This is a genomic window from Kitasatospora sp. NPDC097605 (assembly GCF_040302725.1).
GTDB lineage: Bacteria > Actinomycetota > Actinomycetes > Streptomycetales > Streptomycetaceae > Kitasatospora.
This window is the reverse complement of record NZ_JBEOSF010000005.1, coordinates 211,888-236,653: the sequence shown is the minus strand read 5'-3', so window position 1 is coordinate 236,653 and position 24,766 is coordinate 211,888. Positions and strand designations below refer to the sequence as shown.

The 24,766-nt window shown below is 72.5% G+C and carries 27 protein-coding genes; 16 read left to right on the top strand and 11 right to left on the bottom strand.

Annotation, left to right across the window (positions count from 1 at the left end):
• Positions 1-88 precede the first annotated feature (88 nt).
• Positions 89-745 carry a hypothetical protein gene (locus ABTX81_RS08355; protein WP_350542427.1) on the top strand — a complete coding sequence of 219 codons (657 nt, stop codon included), beginning with the start codon at positions 89-91 and terminating at the stop codon, positions 743-745.
• Between the two features lie 76 nt (positions 746-821).
• Here the strand turns inward: ABTX81_RS08355 and ABTX81_RS08350 are convergent, their stop codons facing one another.
• The 3 genes from ABTX81_RS08350 to ABTX81_RS08340 all read right to left on the bottom strand — a co-directional run bounded on the left by ABTX81_RS08350 (position 822) and on the right by ABTX81_RS08340 (position 1,972).
• Positions 822-1,196 carry a hypothetical protein gene (locus tag ABTX81_RS08350; RefSeq protein ID WP_350542426.1) on the bottom strand — a complete coding sequence of 125 codons (375 nt, stop codon included), beginning with the start codon at positions 1,194-1,196 and terminating at the stop codon, positions 822-824.
• Between the two features lie 119 nt (positions 1,197-1,315).
• The gene (locus tag ABTX81_RS08345; protein WP_350542425.1) at positions 1,316-1,618 is read right to left on the bottom strand and encodes a chaplin; all 303 of its coding nucleotides are present in this window, start codon (positions 1,616-1,618) and stop codon (positions 1,316-1,318) included.
• 111 nt (positions 1,619-1,729) lie between these two features.
• A complete protein-coding gene (locus tag ABTX81_RS08340; protein WP_350542424.1) occupies positions 1,730-1,972 on the bottom strand; it encodes a chaplin in 243 nt (80 codons plus the stop codon).
• A 475-nt stretch (positions 1,973-2,447) separates the two neighbouring features.
• On the opposite strand from ABTX81_RS08340, the gene ABTX81_RS08335 reads away from it, so the two are divergent.
• The 5 genes from ABTX81_RS08335 to ABTX81_RS08315 all read left to right on the top strand — a co-directional run bounded on the left by ABTX81_RS08335 (position 2,448) and on the right by ABTX81_RS08315 (position 7,006).
• Positions 2,448-2,690, top strand: a complete 243-nt coding sequence (locus tag ABTX81_RS08335) for a chaplin (RefSeq protein ID WP_350542423.1) — start codon at positions 2,448-2,450, stop codon at positions 2,688-2,690.
• Positions 2,691-2,891: 201 nt separating this feature from the next.
• The gene (locus ABTX81_RS08330) at positions 2,892-3,125 is read left to right on the top strand and encodes a hypothetical protein (protein WP_350542422.1); all 234 of its coding nucleotides are present in this window, start codon (positions 2,892-2,894) and stop codon (positions 3,123-3,125) included.
• Positions 3,126-3,420: 295 nt separating this feature from the next.
• On the top strand, positions 3,421-4,584 hold the full coding sequence (locus ABTX81_RS08325) for a putative hexosyltransferase (RefSeq protein WP_350542421.1): 1,164 nt from the start codon (positions 3,421-3,423) through the stop codon (positions 4,582-4,584).
• Positions 4,585-4,619: 35 nt separating this feature from the next.
• On the top strand, positions 4,620-5,120 hold the full coding sequence (locus ABTX81_RS08320) for a MarR family winged helix-turn-helix transcriptional regulator (protein WP_350542420.1): 501 nt from the start codon (positions 4,620-4,622) through the stop codon (positions 5,118-5,120).
• Positions 5,121-5,278: 158 nt separating this feature from the next.
• Positions 5,279-7,006, top strand: coding sequence for an LCP family protein (locus tag ABTX81_RS08315; RefSeq protein WP_350542419.1), 1,728 nt, complete (start codon positions 5,279-5,281; stop codon positions 7,004-7,006).
• A gap of 310 nt (positions 7,007-7,316) precedes the next feature.
• Here the strand turns inward: ABTX81_RS08315 and ABTX81_RS08310 are convergent, their stop codons facing one another.
• Complete coding sequence (locus tag ABTX81_RS08310; RefSeq protein WP_502892726.1) at positions 7,317-7,946, bottom strand: hypothetical protein; 630 nt, start codon at positions 7,944-7,946, stop codon at positions 7,317-7,319.
• A gap of 320 nt (positions 7,947-8,266) precedes the next feature.
• On the opposite strand from ABTX81_RS08310, the gene hemL reads away from it, so the two are divergent.
• The 7 genes from hemL (at position 8,267) to ABTX81_RS08275 (ending at position 15,373) form a co-directional block, all read left to right on the top strand.
• Complete coding sequence (gene hemL, locus ABTX81_RS08305) at positions 8,267-9,595, top strand: glutamate-1-semialdehyde 2,1-aminomutase (protein WP_350542418.1); 1,329 nt, start codon at positions 8,267-8,269, stop codon at positions 9,593-9,595.
• A 47-nt stretch (positions 9,596-9,642) separates the two neighbouring features.
• Positions 9,643-10,290 (top strand): histidine phosphatase family protein, encoded by a 648-nt coding sequence (locus tag ABTX81_RS08300; protein WP_350542532.1) that lies wholly within the window; start codon positions 9,643-9,645, stop codon positions 10,288-10,290.
• Between the two features lie 260 nt (positions 10,291-10,550).
• Positions 10,551-11,165, top strand: a complete 615-nt coding sequence (locus ABTX81_RS08295; protein ID WP_502892725.1) for a TlpA family protein disulfide reductase — start codon at positions 10,551-10,553, stop codon at positions 11,163-11,165.
• Positions 11,162-11,935, top strand: a complete 774-nt coding sequence (locus ABTX81_RS08290) for a cytochrome c biogenesis CcdA family protein (protein WP_350542416.1) — start codon at positions 11,162-11,164, stop codon at positions 11,933-11,935. Before ABTX81_RS08295 ends, ABTX81_RS08290 begins: the two co-directional genes overlap by 4 nt.
• A gap of 3 nt (positions 11,936-11,938) precedes the next feature.
• A complete protein-coding gene (gene resB / locus ABTX81_RS08285) occupies positions 11,939-13,705 on the top strand; it encodes a cytochrome c biogenesis protein ResB (protein WP_350542415.1) in 1,767 nt (588 codons plus the stop codon).
• A 3-nt stretch (positions 13,706-13,708) separates the two neighbouring features.
• Positions 13,709-14,842, top strand: coding sequence for a c-type cytochrome biogenesis protein CcsB (gene ccsB / locus ABTX81_RS08280; RefSeq protein ID WP_350542414.1), 1,134 nt, complete (start codon positions 13,709-13,711; stop codon positions 14,840-14,842).
• A 144-nt stretch (positions 14,843-14,986) separates the two neighbouring features.
• Positions 14,987-15,373, top strand: coding sequence for a hypothetical protein (locus ABTX81_RS08275; RefSeq protein WP_350542413.1), 387 nt, complete (start codon positions 14,987-14,989; stop codon positions 15,371-15,373).
• 23 nt (positions 15,374-15,396) lie between these two features.
• On the opposite strand, the gene ABTX81_RS08270 is transcribed toward ABTX81_RS08275, so the two are convergent.
• A complete protein-coding gene (locus tag ABTX81_RS08270; RefSeq protein ID WP_350542412.1) occupies positions 15,397-16,461 on the bottom strand; it encodes a ScbA/BarX family gamma-butyrolactone biosynthesis protein in 1,065 nt (354 codons plus the stop codon).
• A gap of 364 nt (positions 16,462-16,825) precedes the next feature.
• Between ABTX81_RS08270 and ABTX81_RS08265 the strand changes: the two genes are divergently transcribed.
• The gene (locus ABTX81_RS08265; RefSeq protein ID WP_350542411.1) at positions 16,826-17,476 is read left to right on the top strand and encodes a ScbR family autoregulator-binding transcription factor; all 651 of its coding nucleotides are present in this window, start codon (positions 16,826-16,828) and stop codon (positions 17,474-17,476) included.
• A gap of 233 nt (positions 17,477-17,709) precedes the next feature.
• Here ABTX81_RS08265 and ABTX81_RS08260 read toward each other — a convergent pair whose 3' ends face one another.
• The 4 genes from ABTX81_RS08260 to ABTX81_RS08245 form a co-directional block, all read right to left on the bottom strand.
• Positions 17,710-18,324, bottom strand: a complete 615-nt coding sequence (locus ABTX81_RS08260; protein ID WP_350542410.1) for a ScbR family autoregulator-binding transcription factor — start codon at positions 18,322-18,324, stop codon at positions 17,710-17,712.
• A 241-nt stretch (positions 18,325-18,565) separates the two neighbouring features.
• A complete protein-coding gene (locus tag ABTX81_RS08255; RefSeq protein WP_350542409.1) occupies positions 18,566-18,778 on the bottom strand; it encodes an acyl-CoA carboxylase subunit epsilon in 213 nt (70 codons plus the stop codon).
• Positions 18,779-18,866: 88 nt separating this feature from the next.
• Positions 18,867-20,468, bottom strand: coding sequence for an acyl-CoA carboxylase subunit beta (locus ABTX81_RS08250; protein WP_350542408.1), 1,602 nt, complete (start codon positions 20,466-20,468; stop codon positions 18,867-18,869).
• A 440-nt stretch (positions 20,469-20,908) separates the two neighbouring features.
• Complete coding sequence (locus tag ABTX81_RS08245; protein WP_350542407.1) at positions 20,909-21,313, bottom strand: PLD nuclease N-terminal domain-containing protein; 405 nt, start codon at positions 21,311-21,313, stop codon at positions 20,909-20,911.
• Between the two features lie 128 nt (positions 21,314-21,441).
• Between ABTX81_RS08245 and ABTX81_RS08240 the strand changes: the two genes are divergently transcribed.
• Positions 21,442-22,899, top strand: coding sequence for a menaquinone biosynthesis decarboxylase (locus ABTX81_RS08240; protein ID WP_350542406.1), 1,458 nt, complete (start codon positions 21,442-21,444; stop codon positions 22,897-22,899).
• Positions 22,896-23,801 carry a menaquinone biosynthesis prenyltransferase MqnP gene (gene mqnP / locus ABTX81_RS08235; protein WP_350542405.1) on the top strand — a complete coding sequence of 302 codons (906 nt, stop codon included), beginning with the start codon at positions 22,896-22,898 and terminating at the stop codon, positions 23,799-23,801. The genes ABTX81_RS08240 and mqnP overlap by 4 nt, the downstream gene beginning before the upstream one ends.
• Before the next feature lie 20 nt (positions 23,802-23,821).
• Here mqnP and ABTX81_RS08230 read toward each other — a convergent pair whose 3' ends face one another.
• The gene (locus ABTX81_RS08230) at positions 23,822-24,037 is read right to left on the bottom strand and encodes a DUF4287 domain-containing protein (protein WP_350542404.1); all 216 of its coding nucleotides are present in this window, start codon (positions 24,035-24,037) and stop codon (positions 23,822-23,824) included.
• Positions 24,038-24,082: 45 nt separating this feature from the next.
• Positions 24,083-24,730, bottom strand: a complete 648-nt coding sequence (locus ABTX81_RS08225; RefSeq protein ID WP_502892724.1) for a DUF998 domain-containing protein — start codon at positions 24,728-24,730, stop codon at positions 24,083-24,085.
• Between the last annotated feature and the right edge of the window lie 36 nt (positions 24,731-24,766).

Below are 24,766 nucleotides of genomic sequence, written 5' to 3'. Positions count from 1 at the left end.
TCGCTCGTTGAGCCCATTGCTTTCGGCCGCGCCCGCGCGGCCGCCCCCCATTGGATCTCCAGTACGGACAGGCAGAACGGTGAAAAGCATGAGGTTCTCCAAGCGGGCCGGCGCGATGCTGCTGGCGGTCGGTGCGGGCGTACTCGCCTCCCAGGGGGCGGCGTCCGCCGCCCCGGTCGGTCCCGAGCAGGTCGGGGCGCTGGAGGACCAGCTGGCCACCCAGCAGGTGCCGGTGGACATCCCGCTGGCGCCGCTGGACAGCCGGATCTCGGGCGCCATCCCGACCTCGCTGCTGATGCCGCCGGCTCCCACCCACACCACGGGGGACGCGCTGATCCCGGACCGCGTCGTGCCCGCGCTCGGCATCGGCAAGGTGGGCCCGACCGCCAAGGCCGAGCTGCCGCTGCCGCTGCTCGACCGGAGCGCCGACCTCGGCGAGCTGCTGCTGGACGCCCCGGCCGCGCCGCTGCACGCCGACACCCCCGCGGTCGGCCTCGGCAAGCCGCTCTCGCTCGTCGAGGACGGCACCGGCCAGCTCGCCGACGGCCGGCTCAAGCTGGGCGAGCTCGACCCGCGGCTGGTGACCGGCGCCGTCCAGGCGGTGCCAGGCGCCAAGGCCACCCTGGGCACCGAGGACGAGCGGATCTCGGTGACCGACTCGGTGGGGAACCTGGCCGCCACCGCGACCGCCACCACCACCGGCGTCGTCGGGGAGACCGGCCTGGCCGGCCTGACGCAGCTCTGACGGGCAGCCGGACGGCACGAGAGCCCGGCACCCCCTCACGACGGGGTGCCGGGCTCTCGCACGGACGGCCGGCGGCTCAGCCGGGCAGCGCCCCGAGCAGGCCGCCGATCAGCGGCAGGTCACGGGGACCGCCGCCGGCGCTGAGCGGGCCGGTGAGGAGGTCGGTGCCGACCGGCGCCAGGCCGGAGCCCTCCGGCTGGACGGTCGCGCCGTTGTTCAGCACATCGGCCGAGGAGTTGGCCCACGGGTCCAGCCGCAGGTCCTTGAGCGGCGCGATGCCGTAACCGAGACCGGTCGTGGTGCCGCCGAGCGCCTGGGCGAGGTCGGTCTTGGCCAGGGCCGCGCCGCCACCGGCCGGGGCCGCGTGGGCCGTGCCCGCGCCCGCGCCGCCGAGCAGCACCGCGGCGCCCAGGGCGGCGGCGAGGCCGGCCCCGCTCTTCTTCGAAACCATGGGTTTCCACCTTCGGGGGGAGGGGTTCCCCGGGCGACCTGACCGCGCCCGGGTACGCCGAACCGCCCCCCGGCCGGCGGGCCGGGGGGCAGTTCGGGCGGAACGCGTGCTGATCGGGATCAGCAGTCGTCCTCGACATGCTCGTGCTCGACGTGCTCGTGCTCGACGTGCTGCTGCGGGGCCTCGGCGTTGATGCAGGTGTTGCCGAACGCCGGGTTCAGGATGCCGACCACGTTGATGGAGTTGCCGCACAGGTTGACCGGGATGTGCACCGGGACCTGGATCTGGTTGCCGGAGATGACACCGGGCGAGCCGGCGGCGACGCCCTCGGCACCGGCGCTGGCGGCGGCACCGCCCGCCGCACCCAGCACGAGGCCGGCGGCGGCGGCGGTGAGGACGGCGGCCTTCTTCACGTTCTGCATGGGGGTTGATCTCCTCGATCACACACGGGTTGAACGGGCCGCACCCCGCCCGGTGGCGGGGTGCGGCACGGGTGCGGTGGAGCCGCGGCCGCCGGCTCGGCGGCCGCCGGTTCAGCCGGCGTTGACGCAGGTGTTGCCGAACGCCGGGTTCAGCAGCGCGATGATGTTGATGGTGTTGCCGCACAGGTTGATCGGCACGTGGATCGGCACCTGCAGCTGGTTGCCGGAGATGACACCGGGGGAGTTGGCGGCGACGCCCTCGGCACCGGCGCTGGCGAACGCGCCGCCGGCCGCACCGACCACCAGGCCGGCGGTGGCGATCGACAGGACGGCGGTCTTCTTGACGTTGCGCATGTGTTCTTCCTCCGTATTCTTCCCGACCGTCTGTGGAATAGTCGGGAGCCGGGCGAGGGGAAATCCTGGCCCGTTGGCTTCTGGGAATGCCGTGATTGTCACTCGGGTGGCCCAGATGGCGCGTGTCGCCCATGGCTCGGGCGATGAGCGGCCGCCGCGGAACCGTGCGCCGCGAACAATTCCCGCACGGCCGGGAAGTATTCGAATCGACGCGCGACCGGGAGAATTCCGGACGGGTTTGGACCGGCGGCGGATCTCCTCGTCGTAGCGGGGCGGGTGGAGCGTGTTCCGACTGGAGAACGAGGCAGGGTGCCGGGGGAAACGGTCGGATCCGGGTGTCACCCGATTGCCGGGCCCGGCGGCGCCGTTCCTCCGGTCGGGTGACAGTGGGGGTGCCTTCGCAACCGGCCCGAGGGGGTCTCGTTGGAGATGTCGCACTCCCCGTGCATCTCTGTCGAACAGTCAGGAGGCTCCCATGAGCATCAAGAAGACGGCCGCCGTCGGCGCCGCTGTGGTCGGCATCGTCGCCGCCGGTGCCGGCACCGCGCTGGCCAGCTCCGGCGCGCAGGGCGTCGCCGCCAACTCCCCCGGTGTCGTCTCCGGCAACCAGATCCAGATCCCGGTGCACGTTCCGCTCAACGTGTGCGGCAACACTGTCAACGTCCTCATCGGCGTCCTGAACCCGGCCTTCGGCAACACCTGCATCAACGCCGGCTGATCAGCCGTCGGTCCGGCCGGTGCGAGCCGCCGCTTCCGTGCTTCCCTCCTGGGGCGCGGGGTGGCGGCTCTCGGCGTTTCCGGGGCCGTTCGCGGAGCCGCCGCGGCCCGCGCCGCCGTCAACGGCCGGTGCCGTCAGGATCCTTGTTGCGTTACTCGTCAGTACCTGGCAGGTGAGACCTGCGCGAGGCAGTGCAGCACGATGCCGCTGACGGGCGGTGCCGGCGAGGGCGGCGGCAACCAGCGCTGGGTGGTCAGCCCGGCCGGTGACGGCCTGTGGAAGCCGGCCGACTCCCAGGACCGCCGCAAACTCGCCACCGCCACCGGCCGGCTCGACGCCAAGGGCGACCCGCTCGTCGAACTGGCCGCCGGCGCCGGCGCCCCGGCCCAGCAGTGGCGGCTCACCAAGCTCGGCATCGTCCACCTGCACGGTTGATCCGTCCGCGACCCGCTGCCCGTCCGCCGGGCGGGCTGCCCGTCCGCACGGCGGCGGCGGTGTCGTATTCTCGCCCGGCGTCGCGGTATCGGCGGCGCGCCGGTCACGAGCGGGGCGGGGAGTACCAGAGCTGATGAGCGCGGCATCGAGCACCGAATCGTCGGGCGGTGGCGCGGGCGTGCCCCCGCCGTCCGCCACTCCGGTGGAGAAAGCCCCGGAAACGCCGGAAACGCCGGAGACGCCGGACACGTCAGAGGCGTCGGAGGTCTGGGCCCCGGGCCGGTTCGGCGCCGCGGTGGACCGCTACGCGCCCGCGCTCGGCGCGTACGCGGTGGTCAAGGCGACCGGCCTGACCGTCTTCCTCCTCCTGCTCTCGCACACCGAGGACTTCCTGAAGAAGGACCCGGGGCGCGGCGGCGGCGCCCGGCCGTGGGACGTGCTCGGCACCTGGGACGGCGTCTGGTACCAGCGGATCGCCGAGAACGGCTACGACCCGCAGCTGATCCCGCTGCACGGCTACCCGCTGGCCACCTACTACGAGAACTCCTCCGCCTTCTTCCCGCTGTACCCGTGGCTGATGCGGCTGGTCGGGGCGGTCACCGGGCTCGGCCCGTACGGCTCGGGCATCGTCGTCTCGGTGCTCGCCTCCTTCGTCGCCGCGGCCGGGATCTTCGCGGTCGCCGACCGGCTCGGCGGCTTCCGGGCCGGGGTGATCGCGGCGGTGATCTGGGGCCTGTTCCCCGGCTCGGGCGTGGAGTGGGCGGTCTACTCGGACTCGCTGTTCGTCGCCCTCTCGGCCTGGGCCTGCTACTGCGTGATGACCCGCCACTGGCTCGCCGCCGGAGTGCTCGCCCTGGTGGCCGGACTCAACCGGCCGACCGCGGCCGCGCTGATCGCCGCGGTCTCGATCTCCGCGCTGGTGGCGCTGGTGCGGCGCACCGACGGGGTGGCCCGCCCGCTGACCGCGATGCTGATCACCCCGTGGGGCCTGGTCGGCTACGTCGCCTGGGTCGGCTACCGGATGGGCGACTGGACCGGGTACTTCAAGCTCCAGCGCGGCGCCTGGAACCGCTACTTCGACTGGGGCGCGTCCACCGCCCGCAGCACCCTGGACACGGTCACCGGGCACTGGACGTTCTGGCAGTCCAACCCGGCGCCGGACCTCATCGCGGTGGGCCTGCTGATCGCCCTGCCCGGGCTGCTGGTGCTGCTGCTGCGCCTGCGGCCACCGCTGGTCCTGGTGCTCTACACGCTGCTGACCGTCGTCCTGGCGCTGAGCAGCAACCAGATCTACGGCAACATCTCGCGCTACCTGCTGCCGGCCTTCCCGCTGTTCATCGGCCTGGCGGTGGCGCTGCGCCGGCTGCGCCCGACGACGCTGGGCGGCCTGGTCGCGATGCCGGCGGTGGCGGCCGGATGGTACGCGGGGTACGCCCTGTTCGAGCTCGGCATCCCGTAGCCGAGGGCCCGCGCGGTGCCGCGTAACCTCGACGCATGACGACCAGCCGCACACCGCCCGTGCGCCAGATCAGCGACCTCTCCGGTCTGCTGGACCACGCCAGCCATGTCCTGGCGACCCGGATGGCGGCGGCGTTCACCGAGCTGGGCGTCACCCCGCGCGCCTACGGCGTGCTCTTCCACGCGCTGGCGGCCGAGCGCACCCAGATCCAGCTGGCGGAGCTGGCCGACCTCGACAAGACCACCATGGTGGTGACCGTCGACGAGCTGGAGCGGGCCGGGCTGGCCGAGCGGCGCCCGGCCGAGGCCGACCGGCGGGCCCGGATCGTGCGGGTCACCGAGGCGGGCGAGCAGGCCGTCGAGCGCGGTACGGCGATCGCCGACCGGGTGCACCGGGAGGTGCTGGAATCGCTGCCGCGGGCCGAGCGGACGGCCTTCGTCACCGCGCTGAGCCGCCTGGTCGACGGGGGAGGGGCGTTGGCCGATCCGGTCGGGGGCGAGCGGACGGTGCGCCGCGCCCGCCGGGCCCGGGGCTGACCGCCCGGGGTGAGGCCCGGGCGCGGCGGTAGCCCGTTTCCGGTCGGCTTGTATGCTCCACCTGGCGCCAGGGGGGACGTCCTGGCCGCTGATCGTTCGATGGCACAGCCGTGAGAGGTGCGGGGATGTCGGGTCGCCGAGACAGGAGTCAGCCCAGCGTGGCCAAGCCACGTCCGGAGGGTTCGACCGGCTCGGCGGGGTCCACCGGCGCGCGGAGCGGCTCGTCGGGCACCGGATCGACCGCCGCCGTGCCGGCGCCCAGGCCGGGCGGCCGGGCCGAGGCGCGGCGGGCGGCGCAGTCGAAGGGCCGTGGCGGGCAGGGTGGTGACGGCGGGTCGAACGGCCAGGGCCACCGCCGCGCGGGCGGTCGCGGCAAGAAGCCCCAGCGCAACGTCAAGAAGATCGTCGGCTGGACCGCGGTCGGCGCACTGGTGCTGATAGCCGGCACCGGTGGCGCGATCTACCTCAAGCTCAACGGCAACATCAAGACGATCGACTCCGACGCGCTCAGCAAGGACCGCCCGCCGGAGGCGCAGGTCGACGCCAACGGCAACAAGCCGGTGAACATCCTGCTGATCGGCTCGGACAGCCGCGGCGGCGACAACTCGGACCTCGGCGGTGGCGACACCGATGGCGCCCGCTCGGACACCACGATCCTGTTGCACGTCTACGCCGACCACAAGAACGCCATCGGTGTCTCGATCCCGCGCAACTCCCTGGTCACCATCCCGCCGTGCAAGCTCCCGAACGGGAAGTGGACCAAGGAACAAAAGGGCAAGGACGTCCTGTTCAACGCCGCCTTCTCGGTGGGCGGCACGGCGGAGGGCAACCCCGCCTGCACCCAGAACACCGTGGAGAAGCTCACCGGGATCCGGGTCGACCACACCATCGTGGTCGACTTCCAGGGCTTCGCGGCGATGACCAAGGCCGTCGGCGGGGTCGAGGTCTGCCTGCCCAAGGACATCTACCAGAAGGACCTCAACGAGAAGCTGCCCACGAAGGGCTCCCTCGTCCTGAAGAAGGGTCCGCAGAAGGTGGAGGGCCAGCAGGCGCTCGACTACGTCCGGCTGCGGCACGGCATCGGCGACGGCTCCGACATCGGCCGGATGAAGCGTCAACAGGCCTTCATGAGTTCGATGATCAGCACGGTGAAGAAGAAGGGCCTGGAGCCCACCACCCTGCTGCCGCTGGCCGACGCCGCCACCAAGTCGCTGCGCGTCGACGAGGGGCTCGACACGGTCGACAAGCTGATGTCCTTCGCCCTGTCGCTGAAGAACATCGACCTCCACGACCTCAAGTTCGTGACTCCGCCGTGGCGTTACAACGAGGCCAACCTCGACCTGGTGAAGCCGGACGTGGACCGGCTGTGGGAGGCGATCCGCGCCGACCGCACCCTGGACGGCAAGGACGCCACCGGCCAGCAGCCCGACGCGCCCGCCACCCCCACCCCGGAGGCCCCGCCGACCACCACCGCGCCCCCCGCGCACACCGCCCCGGCGGCCCCGATCAAGGTCGCCGTCTACAACGGAACGACCTACAACGGCCTGGGCGCCAAGGCGGGCGAGGCGCTCAAGGCGGCGCAGTTCACCGTCACCGGGGTCAACCAGGCGAGGTCCACCGACAAGGCCACCACCACGATCGAGTACGGCGCCGGGCAGAAGGCCAACGCCGAGAAGGTCGCCGAGCTGTTCCCCGGTGCCACCCTCACCCCCACCTCGGCGGCCGGCATCAGCGTCGTCCTCGGCAAGGACTTCGCCGACGCCAACGGCGGCGCCGCCGGAACGACCGCTCCGGGCACCCCGGCGGTCCCCGCCCCGCTGCCCACCTCGGTCACCGAGGACGCCCGCTCGGCGGACGACGACATCTGCGCCAACACCAGCTACTAGTACGCCGTCAGGTCCGGGGTGGTGGTGGGTGACTCGCGGCCAGATGGGGCATTCGCCGGTCCAGGCCCGTATGAGGTCCTGGACGGTGTCGAGGACTCGGTAGAAGGTCCGGGTGTGGCGGCGGTGCGCGGTGTCGTCCCCGCGCACCGCCACGATGTGGTCCGGGTCCCGTGAGCGCAGGCGTGGCGGAAGGCGGCGGACCGGCCGTGGCCGCGTCGGCGACCGACGGCCGGGGCCGCAGAACCGGTTGTCGCCGCGACTCCTGGAACCTCAGGCCCCGACCGGGGCCCCTCCCGCGTTCACGCCCCGGTCAGGGCCAGACCAGGCAGTAGAGCTGGTGGCCGGCGTCGTGCAGGCGGTTGGCGAAGTCCTGCCACTCGTGCAGCATGCTGTAGATCACGAAGGCGTCGCGCGGGCCCCGGCGGTCGGGGACGGTGGACCAGATGAAGGCGGCGGCGCCGAGTTCGGTCTCGTCCGCCTTGCGCAGCGGTTCGACGACGTTCTGCGGCAGCTGGACGACGGCGTAGTCCGGGTGCAGCACGACCAGTTCCAGCGGCGGCACCTGGTGCAGCGGCACGCCCTGGATGCCGGTGAGGACCATCGCGCTCATGGTCTCCGGTTTGATCTTGGTGGAGAGGTGGCCGTTGGGGGAGCCACTGGTCTCCATCAGGTCGCCGAGCCGGCCGAGCGAGCCGAGCTCGCCCGCGTCCAGCCCGAGCCCGCCCGGCCCCAGGGCGGTCGGGACCCGGGCCGCGGTCGCCCGGTCGGGTGCGCCGAAGTACTTGTACGTCACCCCCACGCGTCCCTCACCCCGCCTCTCACGGCCACGGCCGCTACGCCCCGTTCCCGCTCCCTTACCCCCGCGTGCGGCCTCGGTGGGCCGGCGGGGGCCACCCGCGGCCTCGTCGTGACCGTCCTGCGCCTCGGACACTCGGACCATCCTCACCGGAATTCGCCGGAATCGACAGACCCCCGCACATCCGGTGTCCTCCGGACGTGCTCCTTACCCGTCATGCGCCGCCGTACCCAGTCGCGGTACGCGGCAGTCCTCTTCACACCCCTGCATCGACCCGGAGCGCCCGTCCGTCCTAGCGGCCGGTGGGACTCCGGAGACACTCTGGGTACATAGTCTGACTGGTCCGGGTGTCCGGCGCAGCCAGGGGCCCCGTTGTATGGATAACCGTACAGATGCGGGCGCCCGGATCATCGTTCCAGATGATGAGGTTCGACATGCAGAGGTGAAGGACACGATTTGAGACCATGTCTCTTGTGAGCTATCCCTACGAAGCACCCCAGTCCCAGTCGCTCTTCGACCGCGCGTCGGTCGTGACCCCCGGCGGCGTCAACTCGCCGGTGCGCGCCTTCCGCGCGGTCGGCGGTACGCCGCGCTTCATGGTGTCCGGCACCGGCCCCTACCTGACCGACGCCGACGGCCGCGAGTACGTCGACCTGGTCTGCTCGTGGGGACCGATGATCCTCGGCCACGCGCACCCGGACGTGCTCGACGCCGTGCAGCGGGCGGTGTCCCGCGGCACCTCCTTCGGCACCCCCGGCGAGGGCGAGGTCGAGCTGGCGGAGGAGATCGTCTCCCGGGTCGCCCCGGTCGAGCAGGTCCGCCTGGTCTCCTCGGGCACCGAGGCGACCATGTCGGCGATCCGGCTGGCCCGCGGCTTCACCGGCCGCGCGAAGGTCGTGAAGTTCGCCGGCTGCTACCACGGCCATGTGGACGCGCTGCTGGCCGCCGCCGGTTCCGGCGTCGCCACCTTCGGCCTGCCGGACACCCCGGGCGTCACCGGCGCCCAGGCCGGCGACACCATCGTGCTGCCCTACAACGACCTCGCCGCCGTCGAGGAGGCCTTCCGGGCCCACCCCGGCGAGATCGCCTGCGTGATCACCGAGGCCTCGCCCGGCAACATGGGCGTCGTCCCGCCGCTGCCGGGCTTCAACGGCGGCCTGGCCCGGCTCTGCCGGGAGAACGGCGCGCTGTTCATCTCCGACGAGGTGATGACCGGCTTCCGCGTCTCCAAGGCCGGCTGGTACGGCCTGGAGGCGGCGAACGAGGGCTGGGCGCCCGACCTGCTGACCTTCGGCAAGGTCATGGGCGGCGGCTTCCCGGCCGCGGCCTTCGGCGGCCGCGCCGACGTGATGGCCCACCTCGCCCCGGCCGGCCCGGTCTACCAGGCCGGCACCCTCTCCGGGAACCCGATCGCCACCGCGGCCGGCCTGGCCCAGCTGCGCGGCTGCACCGACGAGGTCTACGCGACCGTCGACCGGGTCGCCGGCGAGGTCTCCGGCCTGGTCTCCGCGGCGCTCGCCAAGGAGGGCGTGGCGCACCGGCTGCAGACCGCCGGGAACATGTTCTCGGTGTTCTTCACCGAGGACGCCGTGACGAACTACGCCGAGGCGAAGACCCAGGAGGCGTTCCGCTTCACCGCGTTCTTCCACGCGATGCTCGCCGAGGGCGTCTACCTGCCGCCGTCCGCCTTCGAGTCCTGGTTCGTCTCCGCCGCGCACGACGAGCGGGCGCTGGAGCGGATCGCCGCCGCGCTGCCCGCCGCCGCCCGGGCCGCCGCCGAAGCCACCGCCTGAGGGGGGACCGAGAAGTGAGTGCCAAGGACATCACCGTCGTCCACCTGATGCGGCACGGCGAGGTGCACAACCCGGAGGGCGTCCTGTACGGGCGGCTGCCGGGCTACCGGCTGTCCGAGCTGGGCCGCGAGATGGCCGAGCGGGTCGCCGAGGACCTGGCCGGGCGGGACATCACCCATGTGGTGGCGTCCCCGCTGGAGCGCGCCCAGGAGACGGCCGCGCCGATCGCCAAGTCGCACGGCCTGGACGTCGCGTCGGACGGGCGGCTGATCGAGGCGGAGAACATCTTCGAGGGCAAGACCTTCGGGGTGGGCGACGGCTCGCTGCGCAACCCGTCCTACTGGAAGTACCTGACCAACCCGTTCAAGCCCTCCTGGGGCGAGCCGTACCTGGAGCAGGCGGTGCGGATGATGGGCGCGCTGGCCGCGGCCCGGGACGCCGCGCGCGGGCACGAGGCGGTCTGCGTCAGCCACCAGCTGCCGATCTGGATCGTCCGCTCCTTCGTGGAGCGCCGCCGGCTCTGGCACGACCCGCGCAACCGGCAGTGCTCGCTGGCCTCGCTGACCAGCTTCACCTACGAGGGGGACCGGATCGTCTCGGTCGGCTACCGCGAGCCGGCCCGCGACCTGCTGCCGGCCCACCTGGTCGGCAAGGGCGGCAAGAGCAAGCCGGTGGGCAAGAGCTTCGGCGCCTGATCACGGGGGCGACCAGCCACGGGTCGACAGCCACACGCGACAGCGGCTCCGGGGCACCCGGAATCCGGGTACGCCGAGGAAGCCCGGACGCGCGGAACGGTGTTCATGGTTCCCGATCCGGCGTAAGAGCCGTGTGAGTAAGACCTGCGTCACACTCCCGCGACACCAGGTCCCATGGTCCCGCCGCAGGTCAGAGGGGGTCCGGCAGACAAGGCCGGACCCCCCGGGGCCCGCCCGCGACTCCATGCGAAACTTTTCACATGTCTGGCATGACGCGCCCCCGACCCCGTCTCGCCGCCGCCGCGGTCACCGCCGCCGCTGCCGCGCTGGTCCTCACCGGTTGCAGCTCCTCCGGCTCCTCGGCCAGTGGTGACGGGCAGATCGGGTTCGTCACCGCCAAGGGCAGCAACATCTCGACCGCCGCCGCCGGCCACCGCCAGGACGCGCCGGACATCGGCGGCACGACCCTGGAGGGCACCCCGGTCAAGCTCTCCGACTACCGGGGCAAGGTCGTCGTGCTGAACGTCTGGGGCTCCTGGTGCGGCCCGTGCCGCTCGGAGGCCGACGACCTCCAGCGGGTCTGGGAGAAGTACCAGGACCAGGGCGTGCAGTTCCTCGGGATCAACACCCGGGACACCGAGATCAAGAACGCCGTCCGCTTCGAGCAGGAGAAGGGCGTCACCTTCCCCAGCCTCTACGACCCGGCCGGCGAGGAGCTGCTCAAGTTCCCCAAGGGCAGCCTCAACCCGCAGTCCATCCCGACCACCCTGGTGGTCGACCGGGACGGCAAGCTCGCCGCCCGCGCCGTCGGCGGCCAGACCGACGACGCCCTGGAGACGATGCTCCAGCCGGTCGTGGCGGAGCAGCAGCGGTGAGCGCGGCGCTGCAGCTCGCCGACACCACCGGGACCATCCAGAGCGGGGCGCTGCTGGTGGCCGCGCCGATCGCGCTGGCGGCCGGTCTGGTGTCGTTCTTCTCGCCGTGCGTGCTCCCGCTCGTCCCCGGTTACCTCTCCTACGTCACCGGCTTCTCCGCCTCCGACCTCGCGGACGCCCGCGGGGCCCGGCGCGGCCGGATGCTGGCTGGCGCGCTGCTTTTCATCCTTGGCTTCACCGCCGTGTTCGTCTCCGGCGGCGCGCTGTTCGGCTTCTTCGGCCAGACGCTCCAGGAGCACAAGCGGGTCATCTCGATCGTGCTCGGCGCGGTGACCGTCGTCATGGGCCTGGCGTTCATGGGCCTGGTGCCCGGGCTGAGCGTGCGCGAGCTGCGCTCGCACCGCCGTCCGGCCGTCGGCCTGCTCGGCGCGCCGATGCTGGGCGTTGTGTTCGGCGTCGGCTGGACGCCCTGCCTCGGCCCGACCATGTCGGCGATCCAGACGCTGGCCTTCAACCAGGCCGACGCCGGCCGCGCGGCCCTGCTGATGACCGTCTACTGCCTGGGCCTGGGCGTACCGTTCGTCGTGGCCGCGCTGGCCTTCCGCCGGGCGCTGGGCGCCTTCGGCTGGGTCAAGCGGCACTATCCGCTCGTCATGCGGATCGGCGGCGGCATGCTCGTCGTGGTCGGTCTGCTGCTGGTCACCGGGATCTGGGACTCCATGGTGAGTGAGCTGCAGAGCCAGTTCGGCGACTTCGAGATCGGAATCTGACCCGTGACCAACACCACGACCGATCGCGAGCGGCGCGCGGCCGACGCCGCGCGGGGTGCGGAGGACGACGAGGCCGAGCGGCTCACCACCGCCCCGGCCGAGTCCGACGGCCCCACCGGTATCGGCGTGCTCGGCTGGCTGCGCTGGATGTGGCGCCAGCTGACCTCGATGCGGGTCGCGCTGATCCTGCTGTTCCTGCTCTCGCTGGCCGCCATCCCGGGCTCGCTGATCCCGCAGAACGGCCAGAACCAGTTCAAGGTCGAGACCTGGAAGGCGCAGCACACCACGGTCGCGCCGATCTACGAGAAGCTCCAGCTGTTCGACGTCTACAGCTCGGTCTGGTTCTCGGCGATCTACATCCTGCTGTTCGTCTCGCTGGCCGGCTGCATCGTGCCGCGCACCTGGCAGTTCGTCGGCGTGCTGCGCTCCCGGCCGCCGGCGGCGCCGCGCAACCTGACCCGGATGCCGGTGTACGCGGCCTGGCGGACCGACGCGGACGCCGAGGCCGTCGGCACCGCCGCCCACCGGCTGCTGCGCGGGCGCAGGTTCCGGGCGCACCTGGACGGCGGCGCGGTGGCGGCCGAGAAGGGCTACCTGCGCGAGGTCGGCAACCTGGTCTTCCACCTGTCGCTGTTCGCGCTGCTCGGCGGCTTCGCCTGGGCGAGCCTGGCCAGCGGCACCGGCGGCAAGCTGCTGGTCGAGGGCGAGGGCTACTCCAACACCATCACGCAGCTGGACGACTTCACCGGGACCCGCTTCTACGGCAGCGACGACCTCGACCCCTTCTACGTGAAGCTGTCCAGCTTCACCTCGAAGTTCCAGAGCAACGGCTCCCAGATCGGCAGCGCGCGGGAGTTCACCGCGGGGGTCGAGTACTACGAGGGCAGCGACCCGTCGAAGCTCAGGACGGGCAAGATCGAGGTCAACCACCCGCTGGAGATCGGCGGCAGCAAGTTCTACCTGATCGGCCACGGCTACGCCCCGGTGATCACGGTCCGCAACGCCGCGGGTGACGTCGTCTACACCGGTGCCACCCCGTTCCTGCCGCAGGACGGCAACCTGACCTCCACCGGCGTCATCAAGGTCTCCGACTACGGCGAGAAGGACGGCAAGAAGACCCAGCTGGGCCTCTCCGGCTTCTTCCTGCCGACCGCCCCGGTGGCCTTCGACAAGAACACCGGCCCGCGCTCGCTGTTCCCCGGTGACGCGGACCCGGCGCTGGTGCTCAACGCCTACGCGGGCGACCTGGGCACCGACTCCGGCCTGCCGCAGAACATCTACCAGCTCAACACCAAGAACCTGACCCAGCTCCAGCGGGACGGCGAGCCGGCGAAGGCCAGGCTGAAGCCCAACCAGGTCTGGGAGCTGCCGGACGGCTACGGCACGGTCACCTTCGAGGGCTACAAGAAGTGGGCCAGCTTCAACGTCTCGCACCGTCCGGGCAACGGCATCGCGCTGGCCGGCGCGGTGGCGGCGATCGCCGGCCTGATCGGCTCGCTGTTCATCCAGCGCCGCCGGATCTGGGTGCGGGCGGTGGCCCTGCCGGACGGCGGGACGCTGGTCGAGCTGGCCGGGCTGGGCCGCAGCGAGTCGGCGAAGATCGCCGAGGAGCTGGCCGCGCTCGCGGTGGACCTCCAGGACGACGCTCCCGCGCTCGACGACGAGCCCGAGGAGGGCGGCGAGCCCGCCGAGGGCGGCGCCACCGAGGCCGACGAGGCCTCAGCACCCGAAGAATCCGCAGTCCCCGCCGACCAGAACTCCAAGGAGTAGACGGTGCACCTCGCCTCGTCGGTCGACCCGCAGCTGGCCGACCTGTCCAACAAGCTGATCTATTCGGCGATGGCGGTCTATCTGATCGCCATGTTCGCCTACATGTTCGAGTGGACCTTCGGTGCCAAGGGCGCCGTCGCCGTCCGCTCCACCGAACAGGCGGGCCTGGCCGCGACCGTCGCGGACGCCGAGGCCAAGGCCAAGGGCGCCAAGAAGGTCACCGTCACCGTCGCCTCGGCGCGCGGCGGCACCACCACGCTCACCCGGACGGCACTGGCCGGCGAGGGCGCCACGGTGGTGACCAGCGGGCGCGGCGACGAGGAGGTCGACGGGCCCGGCGCGGCCGGCACCAGCGAGAAGGCCGACCTGTCCGGCCGGATCGCGGTCTCGCTCACCGTCCTCGGCCTGCTGCTGCACATCGGCGGCGTGCTCACCCGCGGCCTCTCGGTCTCCCGCTGGCCGTGGGGCAACATGTACGAGTTCTCCTGCGCCTTCGCGCTCGCCATGACGACGGCCTTCGTCGGCCTGCTGGTCGCCAAGAAGCCGGTCCGCTGGCTGGGCCTGCCGGTCACCCTGGCGGTCGTGCTCACCCTGGGCATCGCCACGGAGGTGCTGTACACCGAGTCCGAGCAGCTCGTCCCGGCGCTGCACTCGTACTGGCTGGCGATCCACGTCTCCACCGCGATCGTCTGCGGCGGCGCCTTCTACGCGGCGTTCGTCACCACGCTGCTGTACCTGGGCAAGGACTCCTTCGACAAGCGGATGGCGGCCGGCCTGGCCAGGGGCCCGCTCGGCACCTCGCCGTCCATCTGGCGCCGGCTGCCCGCCGCCTCGACCCTGGACAAGCTGTCCTACCGGATCAACGCCCTGGTCTTCCCGCTGTGGACGTTCACCATCATCGCGGGCGCGATCTGGGCCGAGGCCGCCTGGGGCAAGTACTGGGAGTGGGACCCGAAGGAGACCTGGTCGTTCATCACCTGGGTCGCCTACGCGTGCTACCTGCACGCCCGCGCCACCGCCGGCTGGAAGGGGCGCAAGGCCGCGTACCTGGCGCTCGCCGCCTTCGCCTGCTGGCTGTTCAACTACTACGGCGTGAACATCTTCGTCACCGGCAAGCACTCCTACGCGGGGATCTGACCGGGACCGGAAACCACCCACCGGCCCGGCACTCCACACCAGGAAGCCGGGCCGAGGTGCGACAGGGGTAGTTCGTGCCGGCCCGCCCGGTCCGGCACGGGGAGGAACTGAGGAGGAAATCGCGCAATGGAGTGCGACGAGGTCATGCTGACCGTCCGAATCACCGCCGCCGAGCACCTGCTGCTCCGCCGGCTCGCCCAGGGACACCGCAGCGACGTGTCCGAGGTGGTGGCCGACGGGCTGCTGGACATCATCCCCACGCTGAGCTCGCCGGCCGACGCCTACCGGCTGCTGGGCGCCCTCGCGGCCCCCGCGCCGTGCGCGCTGACCGTCTGGCTGCCGACGCCGCTGGCCGACCTGCTGGTGCCGGGCGCGGCCCGGATCGCCCAGCTGACCCAGGTGCGGATCGGCTCGGCCAGCGCGATGCTGGGCGCCGCGCTGCGGCTGTGGCTGGCCCAGGACCCGGGGCGGCTGGCGGAGAACCTCTCGGTGATGCACGCCGGGCGGCCGTCCGCGCTGGTGGCCGCCTGACCCGGCCGGCCCGCGCGCGGGGTTCAGCTGGCGAGCGGCAGGCCGCGGCGGGCCGGGGCCGGCGCGGCCTGGGCCGGGCCGCCGCCGGCCGGCCCGGTGAGCAGCCGGGCCTCGGCGACCGTCCGGCCCTCCTGCACCAGCAGGACCCGCAGCGCCGCCCGCCGCCCGCTGCCGCCGCCGGTCTCCTGACCGGCCTCCCGGACCGCCCGCACCACACAGGGGCGGTCCGGCGCGATCGGGTCGTGGAAGGACGTGACCAGCTCCAGCGGCACCACCCGGTCCGGGTGGTGCAGCCGCTGGGCGGCCTGCCGGGCGGCCTCCAGGACGAGCATCCCGGGCAGGTGGCCGGGCGCCGGGTCCATCGGGTCGAACAGCACCGGGTGGCCGGAGTCCGCGCGCAGCAGCCAGCTGCCGGGCAGCAGCGCGGGGCCGAGCACGACGTCGGCGGCCTGCTGGCGGCCCACCAGCTCGGGTGCGGTGGCCGGGTCCGGGAGCCGCAGCGGGGCGGCGGCCGGGCCGGGGCCGCACAGCCGCTCGTACGCGGCGGGGGAGAGGATCCGCAGCCCGCCGAAGCCGCGGGCGACCGGGCGGCCGTCGCGTTCGACCTCGGCCTGCACCCGCAGCGCGGCCAGCCGGCCGTGCCGCATCCGGACGTCGTGGCAGCTGATCCGGAGCATCAGCTCGGTGGGGGCGGCGGTGACCGCGAGACCGTCCAGACCGGCCGGGCCGAGCGTGTAGCCGAGCTCGTCGAGCACCGCGTGATGGTCGTGCGGGACGCCGAAGCCGGCGTGGCCCACCAGCAGGGCGGCCTGACGGACCGTCTCGGCCATCAGCACCGGGTCGTGGTGCCGGTCGCCGGGCAGCCGGTAGAAGCCGTGCAGCCGGGGCCACTGGGCGCCGAGCAGGAAGTCGTACGGGCCGGTGGCCTGCCAGCCGGTGATCAGCACCTCGGCGACCGAGGAGCGGCGCACCAGGTGCCGCGAGACGGTCCGCTCGTGGAAGTCGTAGCGGCCCTGGCCCCGGTGGACGGGGCCGGGGTGGGGGTGGGGATACGGGGCGTCGCCGTCCATCGCGGTGAACACTGGCATGACGGGCCCCACTCCCGGGTGTCGGTCGGCCGGCCGTGCGGGCGGCCCTCGCAAAACATACAGGCCACCCGGTTTCTGCTCCCTCTGCGGGGTCGCCACTGGCCTCCTCCCGCGATGCCCACCGTACCCGGGCGCCGGCCTGCGGCAACGCCCGGTCGGCCCGCTCCGGCCCTTGGGCGGGGGCCCGTTCCCCCCTGGACGGCGGGGGCCGGACAGGGGCTAGATTAGATACCAACCATGCGGTTTCGGGCGGGCGCGGCGCGCCACCGATGGTCCGCAGACGGGGCGCCGCGGCATCGACGGGGGCGCCGTGACAGCAACCGGGCGGGCCGCAGCCCGTCGCGGCCGGGGCCGGAGGGGCCGAGTGGCTAAGCAGGAACGGGCGGGGCGAACCAGGCAGGCCGTGCTGCTCGCCGCCGCGGACACCTTCGCCGACGCGGGCTTCGAGTCGGCCAGCCTGGTCGACATCAGCCGCCGGGCGGGCGTCAGCAAGGGCGCGCTCTACTTCCACTTCGTCTCCAAGCAGGCGCTGGCCGACGGGGTCCGCACCGAGGCCGCCGACACCGTCGGCCTGGCGGTGCTGCGCGCGCTGCGCGGCGGCGGGCCGGCCGTCCAGGAACTCGTCGACCTGACCCACGAACTGGCCCGGCTGCTGCGCGAGGACGTGGTGGTCAGGGCCGGCGTGCTGCTCGGCCTCGGCGGCCGGCCGGCGGGCTGCGCCGTCGGCGCGGTGGTGGCCCCGGCGGGCTCGCCGCCGGAGCCCTCGGCGGACGCCTGGCGGAGCCTGACCGCGGTCTTCCGCACCCTGCTCGACCGGGCCGCGGCGGCCGGCGAACTGCGGCCCGGGCTCGACCGGGCGCAGGCGGCCGGCCTGCTCACCACCCTGGCGGCCGGCCTGGTCCTGTTCGCCGCCGAGTCCACCGGCCGGCTCGCCCCCGCGGCGATCAGCGGCCTCTGGTCGGCCGCCCTCCCGTCCCTCGTCCCGGCCGACCACCTCCCGGGCTACCGGATCTAGCGGGACCCAGGCGAGCGGGCGACTCGCCCCGAGCCGGAACGAGCACGACACCCGCCCCGAGCCGGAACGAGCACGACACCCGCCCCGAGCCGGAACGAGCACGACACCCGCCCCGAGCCGAAGGGGCGCGCCGGTGCCGAAAGGGAGAAGGGCCAAGCCGCCGACGGAGGAGGTGGCGCCGTGCCCGCCGACCGTCGGCGCCGGGTCGGAGCGCCCCGGAGGCGAGCGGGCGACTATAGAGCCCTTCCCGTGGTGTCCAGGCGGGCGAGGGTGGCCGGTTCGACCAGGCCGGGCAGCAGGAGCGTCCAGAGGTCGGCCATCCGCTGCAGCAGGTCCCTGCGGTCCGTCAGCACCTGTGAGCTGAGCTGGATGCCGGTCACCGCGCCGGTGATCACCCCGGCGGCGGCCGCCGGCCGCACGCCCGGGTGCAGCTCGCCGGCCTCCAGCGCCCGCTCCAGCAGCTCGCTCGCCGCGTCCATCCAGCCCTGGTAGGCGCCGACCTGAGGCTGGGTGAAGCTGCCGTGCTCGATGGTCAGCCGGATCGCGCCGCGCAGCAGCGGATCGTCCAGCAGCCCGTGCGCGAAGGCGTAGGCGAGGTCGATGACGGTCTGCATCGGGCTGTCGGTGGCGGGCTGCCAGGCGGCCAGCAGGGCCCCCTGGCCCTCGATCACGGCGAGCGCCAGCTCCTCCTTGGACGGGAAGTGGAAGTAGAGCGCGCCCTTGGTGACGCCGGCCCGTTCCAGGATCTCGGCCATGGTGGCGCCCGCGTAGCCGCGTTCGTCGAACACCTCGGCCGCGGCGTGCAGCACCGTCTGGCGGGTCGCCAGCGCCCGGGCCTGCCTGGCCATGCGGCCTCCCTGGTCTCTGTCGTCGGCAGCGGCTGGATCCTACGGCGGCGGGCCGGGCGGTGGCCCCCGTACTGTGCGGTAGCGATCCTTTCGAGCCGTCCCGGGCGCCGGTGCACGCCGGTCGCGCGCGGCCGCCGGGATCGCCGGGATCGCCGCGGGGAGGAACGCCGCCGGCCGGCCACCCCCGCGGAGGGGTGGCCGGCCGGCGGTCGGACGGGCGTCCGGGTCCTCGGTGGAGCCGTCAGGCGGCCCACTGCCAGCTGACCGGCGAGTAGTACGCCGGGCGGCGCTCCAGGCGCTGCCAGTTGGCGATCGGCTCGACCGGCGAGGCGGCGGCCGCCGCCTGCTGGGCGGCCGCGGCGCGGGCCATCAGCACGGCGGTCAGGGCGGCGAGCTCCTCGTCGGAGAGCGAGCCGCGGACGATGCGGACGAGTGGTTCGGCGGAAGCGGTCATGGTCCGGTTCTCTCCCGGCGGATGGTGGTGAAGGTGGTCGTCGTCGGCGTGCCCGGCGGTGCGGTGGCCCGGCCGGGCGGCGCCGCCGCTACATCGGCGGGTTGCCGTGCTTGCGGCTGGGCAGGTCCGCGTGCTTGGTGCGCAGCATGGCCAGCGAGGACGCCAGGACCTGGCGGGTCTCGGCGGGGTCGATGACGTCGTCCACGAGGCCGCGCTCGGCCGCGTAGTACGGGTGCATCAGCTCGCTCTTGTATTCCTTGATCTTCTGGGTGCGCATCGCGTCCGGGTCGTCGGCGGCGTTGATGTCCCGGCGGAAGATGACGTTGGCGGCGCCCTCGGCGCCCATGACGGCGATCTCGTTGGTCGGCCAGGCGAACGAGAGGTCGGCGCCGATCGAGCGCGAGTCCATGACGATGTAGGCGCCGCCGTAGGCCTTGCGCAGGATCAGCTGGATCCGCGGCACGGTCGCGTTGCAGTAGGCGTAGAGGAGCTTCGCGCCGTGCCGGATGATGCCGTCGTGCTCCTGGTCCACGCCGGGCAGGAAGCCGGGGACGTCGAGCATGGTGACCAGCGGGATGTTGAAGGCGTCGCACATCTGGACGAAGCGGGCGGCCTTCTCGCTGGCGTTGATGTCCAGGACGCCGGCCAGCGACTGCGGCTGGTTGGCGATGATGCCGGTGACGTGGCCGTCGATCCGGGCGAGCACGCAGAGCACGTTGGTGGCCCAGCGCTCGTGGACCTCCAGGTACTCGCCGTGGTCGACGATCTCCTCGATCACCTTGCGCATGTCGTACGGCCGGTTGCCGTCGGCCGGCACCAGGTCGAGCAGCGACTCGTTGCGGCGGTCCACCGGGTCGTCGTTGACGGCCGCCGGCGGCATCTCGCGGTTGTTCTGCGGCAGCAGCGAGAGGAGGTAGCGGACCTCCTCGATGCAGGACTGCTCGTCGTCGTAGACGAAGTGCGAGACGCCGGAGACCCCGGCGTGCACATCGGCGCCGCCGAGCCCGTTCTGGCTGATCTTCTCGCCGGTGACGGCCTGGACGACGTCCGGGCCGGTGATGAACATCTGCGAGGTCTCGCGGACCATGAAGACGAAGTCGGTGAGGGCCGGCGAGTAGGCCGCGCCGCCGGCGCACGGGCCGAGCATCACGGAGATCTGCGGGATGACGCCGGAGGCCTTGGTGTTGCGCTGGAAGATGCCGCCGTAGCCGGCCAGGGCGGTGACGCCCTCCTGGATGCGGGCGCCGGCGCCGTCGTTCAGCGAGACCAGCGGGGCACCGGCCGCGATGGCCATGTCCATGATCTTGTGGATCTTCTGGGCGTGGGCCTCGCCGAGCGCGCCGCCGAAGATCCGGAAGTCGTGGGCGTAGGTGAAGACCGTCCGGCCGTGCACGGTGCCCCAGCCGACGACGACGCCGTCGGTGTGCGGCTTCTTCGCCTCCAGGCCGAAGCCCTGGGCGCGGTGCCGGCGCAGCGGCTCGACCTCGTGGAAGGAGCCCTCGTCGAGCAGCAGGTCGATGCGCTCGCGGGCGGTCAGCTTGCCCTTGGCGTGCTGGGCCTCGGTGGCCTTCTCGCTCGGGCCGCGCCGGACCTGCTCGCGCAGCTCGTGCAGCTCCGCGACCCTGCCCCGCACGTCGGCGGGTACTTCGGGGGCGTCGTCGTCGACCGGCGCCTGGTGCACAACCGTCATCTCGAACCACTCCAAAGGTGAGGGAACTGTCCGACAGCCAACGTCTGCGATGCCCCCGGCTGCGAATCACTTCTTCACTTATGACTGTACGAGGGGCCGCACGCTGGTTTCGGCGTCGATTCCGTACAAGGTCGCGTCCGTTTAGATGTCAGGGCTGCACAGAAACCGAAGCGTTTCGGCCCGTGCGACGGGTAGCCGTTCGATTACCCCGAGCTGTCGCGCGGATGGCTCGGGAGTGAGCTGAACATGAGGAAAAACGCAGGTCAGAGCTGTCTCGATGAATCCTGCCCGGGCCTGCTCAAGGGCTGCTAGAGGGGCGCTCGGTGCGGTGGTGAAGGCCGGGGCCGCCGGCCGGTGGTGCCCTCCCAGTCGTAGGGATGCGCCAAAAACACCGCAGCCCACCCGGTGGGTGCCGGGTGGGCTGTCCGAGCGATCCGGGGTCAGGACCGCCGTTCCTCGTCCGGGTCCTCCTTGCCGCGCAGCTCGTTCTCGCGGCGGCGCAAATCCGCCTCCCACTGCTTGAGCATGTCCTCGTGCTCGTTGTTGTGCTTCTTCAACGAGGCGAGGAACTCCGGGTTGTCGTCCGGGGCGAGCGGGCGGCCGTCGCGGCGGCGGTCGTATGCCGGGCCGCTCGCGCCGTGACCGCCGGCCGGGGCGGTGCGCACCGCGCGCTGCTTGCCGGCCACCAGCCAGGCGATCGAGCCGACGAGCGGGAAGAGCAGCACGATGATCACCCAGACCACCTTGGGGAGGTGCTTCACCTCCTCCTCGGGGGTGGTCAGGCAGTCGATGAAGGCCCACACCCACAGGGCGAGCGGGAGCACGAAGGTCAGGATCCTCAGCACGGCGGCGATCTCCCCCGGGCGGCGTCGGTGGCGGTCGGGTCCCTCGGGCGGCGGCCGCGCTGGCGGTGCGCCGTTCCAAGGGGGCCCTTGACACAGGCCAGGCTAGCGGGTGGCGGATACTGGCTGGCATGGCATACGACGATCTCCGCTCGTTCCTGCGGGCCCTCGACCGCGAAGGCGACCTCAAGCGCATCAAGGCGGAGGTGGACCCCTATCTGGAGATCGGCGAGATCGTCGACCGCGTGCAGAAGGCCAAGGGTCCGGCGCTGCTGTTCGAGAACGTCAAGGGCTCCACGATGCCGCTGGCGATGAACGTCTTCGGCACCGAGCGCCGGCTCTCCAAGGCGCTGGGCCTCAAGGGCCCGGAGGAGATCGGCGACCGGATCTCCGGTCTGCTGAAGCCGGAGCTGCCGCAGGGCTTCACCGGCTTCCGGGACGCCTTCGGCAAGCTCGCCTCGATGGCCCATGTGCCGCCGAAGCACGTCAAGTCCGGCGACGCGCCCGTGCACGAGGTGGTGCTCACCGGCGAGGACGTCAACCTGGACGAGCTGCCGGCGCTGTTCACCTGGCCGCTGGACGGCGGTTCCTTCTTCAACCTGGGCCTCACCCACACCAAGGACCCGGACAGCGGCGTCCGCAACCTCGGCCTGTACCGGCTGCAGCGGCACGACCGCCGCACCATCGGCATGCACTGGCAGATCCACAAGGACAGCCGCAACCACGCCGCGGTGGCCGCCAAGCGGGGCGAGAAGCTGCCGGTCGCGATCGCCTTCGGCTGCCCGCCGGCCGTCACCTACGCGGCCACCGCGCCGCTGCCGGGCGACATCGACGAGTACCTGTTCGCCGGCTTCGTCGCGGGCGAGCGGGTGCGGATGGTGGACTGCAAGACCGTCCCGCTGCAGGTCCCGGCCGACGCCGAGGTGGTCCTGGAGGGCTGGCTGGAGCCCGGCGAGCTGCTGCTCGAGGGGCCGTTCGGCGACCACACCGGCTTCTACACGCCGCAGGAGCCGTTCCCGGCGCTGACGATCGACTGCGTGACGATGCGCCGCCGGCCGATCCTGCAGTCCATCGTGGTCGGCCGCCCGCCGACGGAGGACGGCCCGCTGGGCAAGTTCACCGAGCGGTTCTTCCTGCCGCTGCTGAAGATCATCATCCCGGACATCGTCGACTACGACCTGCCCGAGGCCGGCGGCTTCCACAACTGCGTGATCGTCTCGATCGACAAGAAGTACCCGAAGCACGCGCAGAAGACCATGCACGCCATCTGGGGCGCGCACATGATGTCGCTGACCAAGCTGATCATCGTGGTGGACGCCGACTGCGACGTCCACGACTACCAGGAGGTCGCCTGGCGGGCCTTCGGCAACGTCGACTACAGCCGCGACCTCACCGTGGTGGAGGGCCCGGTCGACCACCTCGACCACGCGTCCTACCAGCAGTTCTGGGGCGGCAAGGCGGGCATCGACGCGACCCGCAAGCTGCCCGAGGAGGGCTACACCCGCGACGGCGGCTGGCCCGAGATGGTCAGCTCCGACCCGGCGACCGCCGCCCTGGTGGACCGGCGCTGGAAGGAGTACGGGCTGTGAGCACCGCCGCCGCGCTCCCGGAGGCCCAGCCCGGCAAGGTCAAGTCCTTCCTGCGGCTGGTGATGATCGAGCACTCGGTCTTCGCCCTGCCGTTCGCCTACATCGCGGCGCTGACGGCGATGTTCCTGGCCGACGGGCGGGTGCACTGGAGCGAGCTGTTCATCGTCACGGTCTGCATGGTGGGCCTGCGGACCTTCGCCATGGCCGCCAACCGGATCATCGACCGCGAGATCGACGCCCGCAACCCGCGCACGGCCGGGCGCGAACTGGTCACCGGCGCCGTCTCGCTGAAGACCGCGTACATCGGCTCGGCGATCGCCCTGGTGGTCTTCCTCGGCGCCGCGGCGCTGCTCAACCCGCTCTGCCTGGCGCTCGCGCCGGTGGCCGTGGTGCCGATGGTGGTCTACCCGTACGGCAAGCGGTTCACCGACTTCCCGCAGGCCATCCTGGGCCTGGCCCAGGCGATGGGCCCGGTGGGCGCCTGGCTGGCCGTCACCGGCAGCTGGTCCTGGGACGCCGTCGTGCTCGGCGCGGCGGTCGGCATCTGGATCGGCGGCTTCGACCTGATCTACGCCTGCCAGGACGTCTCGTCCGACCGGGAGGGCGGCGTGCGCTCGGTGCCGGCGCGCTTCGGCGTCCCGGCCGCCATCCGCGGCGCGCGCGCCTGCCACGTCGTCACCACGCTGCTGCTCGGCTGGTACGCGGTGCTCACCGACGCGGGCGTGGCGTTCTGGATCGGCCTGCTGGTGGTGGCCGGCGCCTTCGTCTACGAGCACACCATCGTCAAGCCGAACGACCTGTCCCGGCTGAACCGGGCGTTCTTCCAGACGAACGGCTTCGTCGGCATCTCGCTGTTCTTCTTCGCGCTGGTGGACCTGGTGGTGCGCGGCCTCGGCGTCTGAGACCGCGCCCCTCCGGGGCCCTACTTCCCGCCCTCGTCGAGCGTGTGCTTGACGAGGGCGTTCGCGTGCCCGTGGCCGAGCCCGTGTTCCTCCTTCAGCCAGGCGACCAGCTCCATGTGCCTGGTCAGCGGGGAGGAGCGGATCAGCTCCTTCCAGTGCGCGATCGGCTGCCCGTACTTCTGCTCGATGGAGGGGAAGTAGCTGGCCGGGCCCTTGACGGCGGGGGTCTCGCTCATGGGGTGACTCTCCTCGGCTATCGGATGATCTTCTGATGGTGATCTTCATGCATGGAGCTTGATCGCGACAGCGGTCAGCCAGCCGAGGCCGAGCGCGGCCGCGAGGGTGAACGCGAGCACGGTGACGCCCGAGGCGCCGAAGCCGACGAGCACCACGGCCGCGACGACGCGCGAGGCGAGGGCCCGGCGGCGGTCCAGGTGCCGGGCGAGGACGAGGAACGCGGCGCACAGCGCGAGGAAGCCGACCGTCCCGCCGGCCAGGTGCACAGCCCCGTGCCCGCTCAGCCCGGTCACCCGCTCCTCGGGCGCCCCGACCGGGAACCCGGCGCCGGGGTCGGCCGCGAAGAACCCGTCCAGGACGAAGCTCGCGCCGAACACCCCGACCAGCCGCGGCGCCCAGATGCTGCCGGGCAGCGCCCGGCGCAGCCCGACGGCGCCCGCGAGCAGCAGCGCGCCGGTGAGCAGGAACGCGCCCTGCTGGATCCACCCGAGCTCGCCGAGGCTCAGTTGGCTGAGCGCGTTGCGGGAGAAGTCGAACCCCTCCCGGGTCAATCCCCCGGCGAGGCCGGCGGCGAGGAAGAGCGGCCCGCCGACCGCCCCGGCGGTCAGCAGCGGGCGGGCGGTGGCGGGGGCGCTCTGCGCCGTCAGCGTGTTGGTCATGCCCTTAGGACCGGGGGCGGCGCGGAAACTCATCGGCGGATCGGATGTGACGCGCGTCACCGCTCCGCC

Excerpts from the sequence above, each read along its gene's own strand:
- ABTX81_RS08355 (WP_350542427.1), top strand. The coding sequence starts at position 89 with ATGAGGTTCTCCAAGCGGGCCGGCGCGATGCTGCTGGCGGTCGGTGCG.
- ABTX81_RS08350 (WP_350542426.1), bottom strand. The coding sequence starts at position 1,196 with ATGGTTTCGAAGAAGAGCGGGGCCGGCCTCGCCGCCGCCCTGGGCGCC.
- ABTX81_RS08345 (WP_350542425.1), bottom strand. The coding sequence starts at position 1,618 with ATGCAGAACGTGAAGAAGGCCGCCGTCCTCACCGCCGCCGCCGCCGGC.
- ABTX81_RS08340 (WP_350542424.1), bottom strand. The coding sequence starts at position 1,972 with ATGCGCAACGTCAAGAAGACCGCCGTCCTGTCGATCGCCACCGCCGGC.
- ABTX81_RS08335 (WP_350542423.1), top strand. The coding sequence starts at position 2,448 with ATGAGCATCAAGAAGACGGCCGCCGTCGGCGCCGCTGTGGTCGGCATC.
- ABTX81_RS08330 (WP_350542422.1), top strand. The coding sequence starts at position 2,892 with ATGCCGCTGACGGGCGGTGCCGGCGAGGGCGGCGGCAACCAGCGCTGG.
- ABTX81_RS08320 (WP_350542420.1), top strand. The coding sequence starts at position 4,620 with ATGACGACCAGCCGCACACCGCCCGTGCGCCAGATCAGCGACCTCTCC.
- ABTX81_RS08310 (WP_502892726.1), bottom strand. The coding sequence starts at position 7,946 with ATGGTCCGAGTGTCCGAGGCGCAGGACGGTCACGACGAGGCCGCGGGT.
- hemL (WP_350542418.1), top strand. The coding sequence starts at position 8,267 with ATGTCTCTTGTGAGCTATCCCTACGAAGCACCCCAGTCCCAGTCGCTC.
- ABTX81_RS08300 (WP_350542532.1), top strand. The coding sequence starts at position 9,643 with ATGCGGCACGGCGAGGTGCACAACCCGGAGGGCGTCCTGTACGGGCGG.
- ABTX81_RS08295 (WP_502892725.1), top strand. The coding sequence starts at position 10,551 with ATGTCTGGCATGACGCGCCCCCGACCCCGTCTCGCCGCCGCCGCGGTC.
- ABTX81_RS08275 (WP_350542413.1), top strand. The coding sequence starts at position 14,987 with ATGCTGACCGTCCGAATCACCGCCGCCGAGCACCTGCTGCTCCGCCGG.
- ABTX81_RS08270 (WP_350542412.1), bottom strand. The coding sequence starts at position 16,461 with ATGCCAGTGTTCACCGCGATGGACGGCGACGCCCCGTATCCCCACCCC.
- ABTX81_RS08260 (WP_350542410.1), bottom strand. The coding sequence starts at position 18,324 with ATGGCCAGGCAGGCCCGGGCGCTGGCGACCCGCCAGACGGTGCTGCAC.
- ABTX81_RS08255 (WP_350542409.1), bottom strand. The coding sequence starts at position 18,778 with ATGACCGCTTCCGCCGAACCACTCGTCCGCATCGTCCGCGGCTCGCTC.
- ABTX81_RS08250 (WP_350542408.1), bottom strand. The coding sequence starts at position 20,468 with ATGACGGTTGTGCACCAGGCGCCGGTCGACGACGACGCCCCCGAAGTA.
- ABTX81_RS08240 (WP_350542406.1), top strand. The coding sequence starts at position 21,442 with ATGGCATACGACGATCTCCGCTCGTTCCTGCGGGCCCTCGACCGCGAA.
- ABTX81_RS08230 (WP_350542404.1), bottom strand. The coding sequence starts at position 24,037 with ATGAGCGAGACCCCCGCCGTCAAGGGCCCGGCCAGCTACTTCCCCTCC.
- ABTX81_RS08225 (WP_502892724.1), bottom strand. The coding sequence starts at position 24,730 with ATGAGTTTCCGCGCCGCCCCCGGTCCTAAGGGCATGACCAACACGCTG.